The following is a 9,564-nucleotide window of genomic DNA, read 5'->3' on the forward strand; positions in this document are numbered from 1 at the left end:
GGCCATCACGCCCGAGCCCAGCGCGCCCATCGCCACGCTGGGCGGCATGATGAACTTGGGGGTGTCGGTGCTGGCCGGCGCGTCCACGCTATCCGGCATCGGCGCGGTCGGGATAGGGCTGGCGGCGGGCGCTGTAGGCAGCGTCGTCAGCCAGGGCGTGGGCATGGCGCTGGGCATGCAGTCCAAGTTCAGTTGGGGCAGCGTGGCGATGGGCGCGCTGGGCTCGGGCGTGATGGCCGGGGTGGGCGGCGCGTTCAACGGCGCGAGCTTCCTGAGCGGCAACCAGGCGCTGTCGGAGTCCATCAAGGCCAGCATCGCCAATGGCACGTACGCCGGCGCCAGCGCCATGCAGATGGCGGTGCGGGCGACGGTCAGCTCGACGGTGACGCAGGGCATCGCGATGGCGACGGGGCTGCAGTCCAAGTTCAGCTGGACCAATGTGGCGGCAGCGGGCGTGGGCGCGGGAGTGGGCGGGTTCGTGGGAGGCAAGCTGTTCCCCACGGGGAATGAGTTCTCGACGAACTTGATGCGTGGCTTTGCGTCCAGCGCGGTGGGCGGGGTTGCGGCGACGGTGCTGACGGGAGGCAAGCCGAACTATCTGCAGATCGCGGTGGATGCGTTTGGGAATGCGTTGGGGAATTCGGTGGTGGAGTCGTTGGGACAGAGCGGTGCAGCGCCGGTCGTGGCCCGGTCCAATGGAGCTGTTGGGCAAGCAATAAGAGGTTCTTGGGATGACTTGTCGCCCTACGGAGCCGGAACTTTGCAGACGTCGGAGCCCGGCTTCTACGATAGCTACCGGAATATCAACACCGGCAGCTATGACGGACTCTCTGAAGAAGATCACGCACGGATCAGCGCTTACTTGGGACTCGATTCTCCACGGGACTATGGCAAGCCGGTGCTGGTCGCCGCCAATGGCAAGTTGGATCCAGAAATCGCGCGCATGGCATTTGGAGAGCAGGATGGCGGTTCGCAGGTAGAACTACGAGGGTTGGATCGCTCTCCGCGCACGCCCCTGGGCGTCAGTCGAGCGCGCGTGGGATTCATGGAAGAGTTGGGACAGCGGGTCTTGGGTCAATGGGATGCCGCTGCCTACATGCTTCGGGATACGGTGTACTACGTCAACGACTCGGTATGGGGCGCAGCCAACGTCGCTACGAACGGTTGGCTGGCGGACAACTCCGATACTGTGCGCGTTGCTGTGGATCGAAACAATGCCCGTGCCGTGGGCATCGTCAATGCGGGCAAGGGCCTGGCCAGCGGGGGATTGCGCCTAGTTACTGGAAACATGGGAACCGACGAGCTCTACCAGGGCGCTAGGGACTTTTTCCAGCTTGATCGTACGCTGGCCTATGAGGCCGCTGGTGACTATCGCGCCGCGCAGGCGGGATGGACGAACATGGCGTTTACTGCGACCGGGGTTGGTGCGGGAGCCTATAGCCTGACGTCCAGGATAGCGCCGCTGGCGATGGGCGCGGCTCGTACCTCTGGGTTTGGCTTGAGGCTGGCGGTCGAGGATAGTGGTCGGTTGTTGGCTGGCGGGATGGAGTCGTTGCTGGATCGGCAGGGTCTGCGACTAGGGATGCTGCCGCCGGATTCGAAGTTCTTTGTAGGGGGTGATACAGTTGCAGGGAATTCGATAGGCCGACCATTCGTGTCCACTTTTACAGGTGCAAACAATACCAAATCTATATCGCTTGGTGCTGCCGAAGCGATATATCGGATCGATGGCGTTACTGCACTCACGCTTGAGGCCGATGGCTTGATTACTGGCCCACATGTCGGACGGCCTAAAGGCCGCTTGCCGGAACCGGTTGGAGGGCGGTTGCCAGGGGAACATAGGGGGCATTTGATTCCAGAGGGAGGGGTTGATAATCCTGCCTATGTAAATATCAAATATAATTTGATTTCGGAAGCGCCTGCCTCCAATTTGGGGTTAAAGAAAACGCTAGATCTTCAGGCTAGCAAGTTGGCAGCAGAAAATCCAAGTTCTGAGATTAGATTTATTGCAAATCCCATACGAAAATCTGGTGTTTTCAGGCCTTACGCAACAACTTATTACATTACGCGAGATGGAGAGCTTGTTCAGGCTCTTTCTATTCTAAATAAATAGGCATTTGAGGGTGTGGATATGACGTCGCTCGTGGATTTGCAAGCTCCTATCGATCTGGAAATAGTCAATGCGCTAATTGCCGCTACTCCGGATACGTGGAATGCTGCGGAGATGATTGTTGAGCGCGAGCAGCTGGGTGAGGATGAAAGTATGAAAATTGTCATATTCAGTCCTGAAGGATTTCGCGATATTGTTGGTCCAACGGATGAAATCTACGTTGGGCTTTATAAACTGTCAGATTTATTTGGGGAGTATGGAAAAATATGGAGTCGAGTGTCTTATGCTGTAAGCATGACACCTGAGGGAGCGTGGAGATACAAGATTAAGTTTGAATATTAGTCGCTACTAATGCTGTGGTTGAGGCCAAGTGGCGGGGCGAATGAGTTAATCCTATTGGTGAGTCGGTCCCTGGGGATTTTTTGGGTGACCTTGGATTGATTGTCTCTAATGAGTATGGGCTGATATTCACCTGAACTCGGCTCCCGGCCGTTGTTTCTTCGGGCTGAAGAAGCGTCAACCACTGATCACACACCAGGGTCGCTTGGAACGACGCAGCTCTTCCCCCCTCACCTGAACTGCCCCCAACACTAAACTTCCCCCCACACACCCGGATATGTTGTAGAGGCTGGCAACCACGCTCGACGCCTGCCCTCTACCCCTACACATGTCAGGAGATGTCAATGGTGAACATGGCTGCACCCCAGGTGGTGGAAAGCGCCGAGGCGGTTCGACGCGGCGCCGCGGTGAAGGTTCAGAAGAAGAAAGCCCGCAAGGAAGATGAATGGTCGGTGACGCACAAGATGCGTTTGCCGCACAAGGTTGGCCTGCCGCTGGGTTCGGGCGGCGGCGGTGACGACGGCGGCAGCTGAGCCGCTGTTTCCGGCAGCCCTGGCGTATGTAGTCCTGCTGCGGGGTCCCTCGTTTTCCTGATGGATGATTCCTGACGGATGTGAGGGATTTTTCTTTGGCGCGCAGTTCCGGGCGCGCGACGTCCTTCATTCTCCTTCAAGCCCAGTCTTATCCTCCATGGCTCGACAGCGCGCCGTAGCGGAGACGCCATCGGTAGCGTTGGCGCCGCGTCCGGCCTCGATGATTTGTCCCGCCTTCGCGGGAACCGCCATTGCTGGCGGTCGCCGTTTGCGCATCCGGCATGCGGACGGCGAACTTGCCGTGGAAGGGCCGCCCGCCTTCCTGCGCGCGGCGCTGGACCTGTGCGATGGCACGAGGACGATGGATAGCCTGTTGCAGGCGCTGCCATCCGGCGTGGACGCAGGCCGCTTTGCCGCATTCGTCTCTGATTTGCTCGAGGCCGGCGCGCTGGTGGACGGCAATCTGTTGACCGCGCACGCGTTGAAGTATGCGTTCCAGGGGGCGCCGCAGGGCGTTTCGGCCCCGCCGCGAGAGACCGACGGAATCGGTCGCCGGCCGCGCGTCCTGCCTGGTGGGGCCGGCCTGCGCATCGAATCCGTGGGCGAGGCGCCCTGGATGGCGGCCTTGCAAGGCCGGATATCGACCTACGCTTTCAGTGATGCCGCGCCGCCGCCGGGTAGCTTGGCGGCTCTGTTGTGGTCCTTGTGCGGGATTACGCAGGCCGGGCATGAGCGACTGGGCGCCGGCGTAGCCCGCAGGACGATCGCGTCGGCGGGCGCGCTGCATCTGGTGCAGCCCTACGTGGCGTTGCGCCGCGAGGTGGACGGCCATGCCGTGGGCGTGTACCGCGTGCACTATCCCGGGCCGCGCCAGATCGCGCTGGAACGCGTCGGCGACGCCGTGCGGCTGATGCGCGCCTTCGTGCAGCCGTGGCATGTGCAGAGTGCGGCGGGCGCGGTGTTCCTGGCCGGCGATGTGGCGCTGGCGGCCACGCGTTATCGCAATCGCGCGGTGCAGTATCTGTTCAGCGAGGCCGGCGCTGCCCTGCACAACGGGGGATTGGCGGCGGCGTCGCTGGGCCTGGGCTACGCGACGCTGGGCTGCTACGACGAGACGGTTGTGCAAGCGTTGTGTGGCATGGGCGAGCAGACGGTGCTCGGGTCGGCGGTGTTTGGCGCCTTGCCGCAAGCGGCGAGCGCCGCAAAGGTCGCGGGCGGCCCCGAATTGGAATTCACGTGGATCGATACGGAAGGCGTGGCGTTGCCCGTGCGGTCCACGGCGGCGTTGTGCCTGGCGCGCGCCCGGCTGCGGCGCGACGCGCCGGACGGGGAATATGCCTGGGGCGCGGATCCCGACCCGGAGATCGCCTATCGCAAGGCGAGCGCGGAAGCGATCGAACGGCTGGCCTGGAACACGCTCGGCGCGACGGTGCGGGCGAGAGGGGCCGAGTTGTCCGGCGCCTGCGATCCCTCGGCCCACATCGGCCACAGCGCGGCGCAGTACCGACGTTTGGGTTTTCCGTTCCGGCCTTACGCGGAGGAACGCGCCTATCACTGGGCGCGCGCGGTGGCGCTGGCCGACGGCGCGCAGGCCTGGATGCCGGCCGATCTGGTGCATGCGCGCGCCACGCTGGCCGCCGCCGGCCTGGCCGAGAATCATCCCTTGACCTATGCGACCAGTTCGGGCTGCGCGGCGGGCGCCAGCGTGCAGGATGCCACCGGGCGCGCCTTGCTGGAGCTGGTCGAGCGCGACGCCTTCATGCGCCACTGGCTGGCGCAGCGGCCGGGCGCGGCCCTGGTCGAGGACAGCCTGCCGGCGGATATCCAAGCGCGCTTGCGGCGTCTGCGCGATCTGCCTTGCGAGATCGGCGTGCAGGCGCTGGATTCGGGCTGGGCGCATGTGTATCTCGCCTGGGCCCGGGACGATGCCCGGCCCTTTGCCACATTGGGCGCCGCCGCTGGCCTGGATCCCGCCGAGGCCCTGGCCCGCGCCGTGGCGGAATTGGAATCGCGCGTCCTGGCCTGGACGCGCGGACACGCGCCGGGCTTGCGTCAGCCGTCCCTGGCGCGCACGCCTGCCGACCATTTCGATCTGTATGGACTGCGGCGCTACTACCGACGGGCCGACGCGCTGTTCGATGCGCGCGCGACGGTGGCGGATTTCCCCGGTCTTGCCGCGGGCCGGCCGATGGCGGGGGCGCTGCTTGACCGGCTGATTGCCGGCGGCGTGTCGCCGCTCATCGTGGATCTCACCACCAGCGCGTGCGTGCTTGATCACGGCCGGCGCCGGCTGCATGTGGTGAAGGCCTTCGCGCCAGGCCTGGTGCCGCTGTCGTTCGGCCACGGCCTGGAGCCGCTGGGCATGGCGGCGCAGGCGCACCGCCGCGCCTTGTTTCCTCATCCCTTTCCCTGACGCGTCCCGCCGTTGTCCTTTTCATCCCATACGAGTGAGCCATGCTGAAGGAAGCCCTGCCCACGACGCAAGACCTGCGCGCCGACGATCCCGACCGGGTCTGCCCGATGCTGGCCGGTCCGTCCATGATCGACGGCGATACCCTGATCGTGCGCCAGGCCCAAGGCGAAATTGCCGTTCAGGCCGACCGTGCCTTGCTGCGCAAGGCCTTCCGGCTGTGCGACGGCACGCGTTCCGTCACCGAGTTGCTGGCTGGCATCGCCAAGCCGGACGCGCGCGATCAGTTCGGCCGGTTCCTGCGCTTCCTGCTGGACAGCGGCGCCTTCGTGGACGCGAGCGGCTATCTGCTGGCGAACATGGGTTTCGCCTGGGGCAACAATCCCTATGGCCAGGCCGCGCCGGACGATGTGTCCGAGCGCATCGGCTACCGGTTCAGCCAGACGGCGCCGGACGCGACGGTCGCGCATGCCGAGCCCTCCTTCGCGGCCGAAAGCTCGGCAGCGGTCGAATTCAGCGTTGCTCGCAATCCCGATGACGGCCTGCAATCGGCCATGGATGCGCGCGTGTCGACGTATGCCTTTGGCGGCGCGCCGCTGGCGCAGGGCAAGCTGGATCAATTGGTATGGTCGCTGGCCGGCATCGTCGGCGAGACGCGCGCGCGGGCGGGCGGTCTGGCGCCCAGGCGCACCACGCCGTCGGCGGGATCCATGCATCTGGCCGAGGTCTACGTGGCGCTGCGCCAGCCCACGTCCGGCGACGCGGGACCGGGACTGGCGGCGGGTATCTACCGGGTTCAGTACCCCGGTGAGTACCGCGTCCGCTATACCCTGGTCAGCGCCGCGCTTGCGCTGTTGCCGCGCGCGGTCGCCAAGCCTTGGTGCCTGGAGTCGGCGGCGGGCATGGTGTTCCTGGCGGCGGATGCCGGCCTGGCGGCGCTGCGCTATCGCAACCGTGCGGTCCAGTACCTGTATACGGAAGCCGGCATGGCATTGCAGAACGGCGCCCTGACGGCGAGCCGCCAGGGGATGGGCTTCGTGGCCTTCGGCAGCTACTACGAAGCCGTGGTGCGCAGCCTGTGCGGTACGCCGGACCACTTGATCCTGGGTTCCGCGATTTTCGGCGGGCTGCCGAGCCCCGCGCAGTTGGCTCGCGCCGACGAGGCGCCGGCGGTGGATTTCGCCTGGGCAGAGGCGCCTTCGGCCGAGTACTCCCTGCCTTTCCACGTCGGCCGGGCCAAGCTGAAGCATGGCCCCTCCGACCGGCCGACCTGGGGGCGCGACACCGATCCCGCGCTGGCGTTCCGCAAGGCGCTGGCCGAGACCATCGAACGGCAGGGTTACCGGGAGCCGCGCGGTCTGCGGCAGGCTGCCTATGCCGATTTGGAGGACGCGCTGGATCCTCGCGAGGTCGCGCGTTTCAGCGCGGCGCAATATCGCGGCCAGGACTTCGCCTGCGTTCCTTTCGACGCGCATGCGCCCTATTGGTGGGCCGAGGCGGAACGGTTGACCGACGGCCGGCGGATCGCGGTGCTGGCCGATCTGGTCTATAGCGCCGACGCCCTGCGCGATGCCTGCGGGCAGACCAGCTACTACTGGCGCAGCAATTCCTCGGGCTGCGCGGCCGGCACCACCATGGCGGACGCCCGGCTGGCCGGCACGCTGGAACTGATTGAGCGCGACGCGTTCATGCGGCATTGGTTCGCGCAGCAGCCGGGCACGGGCTTGCGGCCCGATTCATTGCCTGGGCCGTTCCAGGATCGCTTGCGAGCGATTGCAAGCACAGGATTCACCGTTTCGGTACAGACCTTGGCATCGCGTTGGGCGCAAGTGATCTTCCTGTTCGCCCGGCATGCCGAGCGGCGCTTTGCCTGCGTCAGCGCGGGCGCGGGTCTGTCGATCGGGCGCGCGATGGAGTCCGCGCTGGTGGAGCTGGAGTCGCGCGTGTTTTCGCTGTTGAACGGGCACGATGTCGGCCGCATGAGCCCAGCGCGGGTGCGCACGCCGGACGATCATTTCGCGCTGTATGCGCGTCCCGCCTGGTTCAACCGCGCCGACAGGTTGTTTACGCCCTTGGCGGAGCTGTCCTATGCCGAGGCGGGGCGCCGCGACCTGGCTTCGCCGCAAGCGTTCTACGACGGCCTGGTGGACGGCGGCATCGCGCCGCTGTTCGTCGATATCACACCACGAAAGAACGCGATCGGCGGCGGTGACCGGCTGGCCGTGGCGCGTGCATTCGCGCCGGGACTGATTCCGATGGCCTTCGGCGCCGGCATGGAGCCGCGCGGCAGCACCTCGGTCCGCCATCCGGCGTCGGCATTTCCCCATCCTTTTCCCTGAACCGTAATTTTCTGGAGTTCCGCATGCGCCTGCCTCCTGGCATTGAAGTCCATGACGACTGGTTTTCCCCGGAAATGCTCGAACGCCTGATCCAGGCGACGGGCTGGATGCCGATGTACTTCCTCAATCGCGCCAGCCGTTTCGACACGCATACGCTGGACATACATTGGTACTACCCTGTAGCCGTCACCGACGAGTCACTGTTCGGCCGCGTGGAAGATCAGCTCGACGTGCTTGAAGCCCCGCTGGACGTGCTGCGCGAAGCCTGGGAAGTGGTCGCCGGCAAGATCGGGGGCGATCTCGGGCTGTACGAATGCAGCGTCAGCGCCAATACCTTCGGCACCGAAGGCAATCCGCATTACGATTTTCGCAACCGCGCCGTGGCGCCGGCGCATCTGACGGTGCTGATCTATTGCAATCAGCAATGGGATATCACCTGGGCCGGCGAGACCTTGATCTTCGACGAGCAGGGCGAGATCAGCGGAGGCATCATGCCCAAGCCGGGGCGGGTGGCGATTCTGCGTGGCGATCCACATCATGTGGGACGCTCCGTCTCGCGCATCTGCCCGAGCGACCGCCGCGTGCTCGTGCTCAAGCTGTGGGACGAAACGCTGTTGCAGACGCTGATCGCGCGCGCGGGCATCAAGCCGCCCGCCGCGCCGTCGGTGTCCGGAACCGCGGCCTGACGAGGCGGCCCCGGGCCGGGGCGCCGCCGCGCGCCGGCGGGATCAGGCTGTCGCTTCGGTCGGCAGGCGCCCTGGCTGCGGACTGTCGGAGAATACCGACGCCAGCATGTGCGGATAGACGGCGGGATGGATCATGGGATGGCTGTTCATTTCCAGCAGCCAGACCCGGTTGTCCGCGTCGATCACCGCATCCAGCGTGAACACGGAGTTGCGACGCACGGCCTCGTCGATGCCGCGGTACAGGATCGGCCCCGCATAGCAGAACTGCGCGGCGATCTCCGGCGCGATGGACGGCCATACGTTGCGATTGGTGTAGACGATCCGGTCGTGGGGCGTCATGTAACGGAAGTCCAGCATCAGCGCCACGCCTTCGGGCGCGACGGAATCCGGCGCGTAGCCCTGCCAGGCCAGGATCTGGGCCGAGTCGTCCAGATTCAGCGGCAGGTCGAAGTTGCCGCGGGGTTGCGCCGCGATCTCACGCAGGCTGCGGCGGCCGTCGCCGGTGATCAAGGGCGGATCCAGGACTTCCAGCGCCACCGGATCGCCATTCCAGAACCACGCCTTGGCGCTGCGGCCGCGGATGAATTGCTCGTAAAACTCGCCATCGGCCAGGGGGCGGTCCAGGTCCAACGGCGCCAGCGGCCCGAAGGGGCCACGCAGGCCTGCACCGAAAGAGCCGATCGCGGGCTTGACGATATAGTCAGGCGCCAGGGCCGGCCCGTCGGTCCAGCTGGCCGTGACGCGCAAGCCATTGGCCAGCGCGTATTCCTTGAAGCGCCGCTTGTCGGTGGACAAGGGCCAGGACTTGACCGGATACGGCATCCAGCCGATGAAGTTGCCATCGCTGGCCAGGTCGCGCTGGTAGATCGTGCGGCCCTCGTGTTCGAGCACGAAGCGCGGGATGAGCACGATATGGCGGTCGTCCAGGCGCAGCGACATCTCGAAGGTTTCGGGCGCGATCTGCATGTCCGCCCCGCGTTCGCCCGCCCACGCCAGGATGGGGCCTAGATGTTTGAGAGGACGGAACAGATAGTGCATCGCGTAGTCACGGAATAGGGAGCGCGGGTAGGGCGGAAAGATCTTCATGCGGCGGTTTTCCGCCTTTCAAGTTATAGATTCTCCCGCCGGCGGGCGTCCTGTTTAGGGC

The 9,564-nt window shown here is 65.2% G+C and carries 7 protein-coding genes; 6 read left to right on the forward strand and 1 reads right to left on the reverse strand.

The genetic code is table 11. The features are described 5' to 3' along the window. The first annotated feature begins 175 nt into the window (after positions 1-175). The 6 genes from KDH83_RS27110 (at position 176) to KDH83_RS27135 (ending at position 8,417) form a co-directional block, all read left to right on the forward strand. A complete protein-coding gene (locus KDH83_RS27110) occupies positions 176-2,113 on the forward strand; it encodes a hypothetical protein (RefSeq protein WP_212321396.1) in 1,938 nt (645 codons plus the stop codon). A gap of 30 nt (positions 2,114-2,143) precedes the next feature. After that, positions 2,144-2,452 carry a hypothetical protein gene (locus KDH83_RS27115; RefSeq protein ID WP_212321398.1) on the forward strand — a complete coding sequence of 103 codons (309 nt, stop codon included), beginning with the start codon at positions 2,144-2,146 and terminating at the stop codon, positions 2,450-2,452. Positions 2,453-2,793: 341 nt separating this feature from the next. Next, positions 2,794-2,982 (forward strand): hypothetical protein, encoded by a 189-nt coding sequence (locus KDH83_RS27120; protein ID WP_212321399.1) that lies wholly within the window; start codon positions 2,794-2,796, stop codon positions 2,980-2,982. A gap of 301 nt (positions 2,983-3,283) precedes the next feature. Then, complete coding sequence (locus KDH83_RS27125) at positions 3,284-5,395, forward strand: YcaO-like family protein (RefSeq protein WP_212321401.1); 2,112 nt, start codon at positions 3,284-3,286, stop codon at positions 5,393-5,395. 41 nt (positions 5,396-5,436) lie between these two features. Further along, positions 5,437-7,731: a YcaO-like family protein gene (locus KDH83_RS27130; RefSeq protein WP_212321403.1), complete on the forward strand. Its 2,295-nt coding sequence runs from the start codon at positions 5,437-5,439 to the stop codon at positions 7,729-7,731. 23 nt (positions 7,732-7,754) lie between these two features. Then, positions 7,755-8,417, forward strand: a complete 663-nt coding sequence (locus KDH83_RS27135; protein WP_212321405.1) for a 2OG-Fe(II) oxygenase — start codon at positions 7,755-7,757, stop codon at positions 8,415-8,417. Positions 8,418-8,459: 42 nt separating this feature from the next. Here KDH83_RS27135 and KDH83_RS27140 read toward each other — a convergent pair whose 3' ends face one another. Further along, entirely contained in the window at positions 8,460-9,503 is a 1,044-nt protein-coding gene (locus tag KDH83_RS27140) for a hypothetical protein (RefSeq protein ID WP_212321407.1), read from the reverse strand. Positions 9,504-9,564: the final 61 nt, after the last annotated feature.

Origin of the sequence: Achromobacter sp. Marseille-Q0513 (genome assembly GCF_018195695.1) — a bacterium.
Taxonomy (GTDB): domain Bacteria; phylum Pseudomonadota; class Gammaproteobacteria; order Burkholderiales; family Burkholderiaceae_B; genus Achromobacter.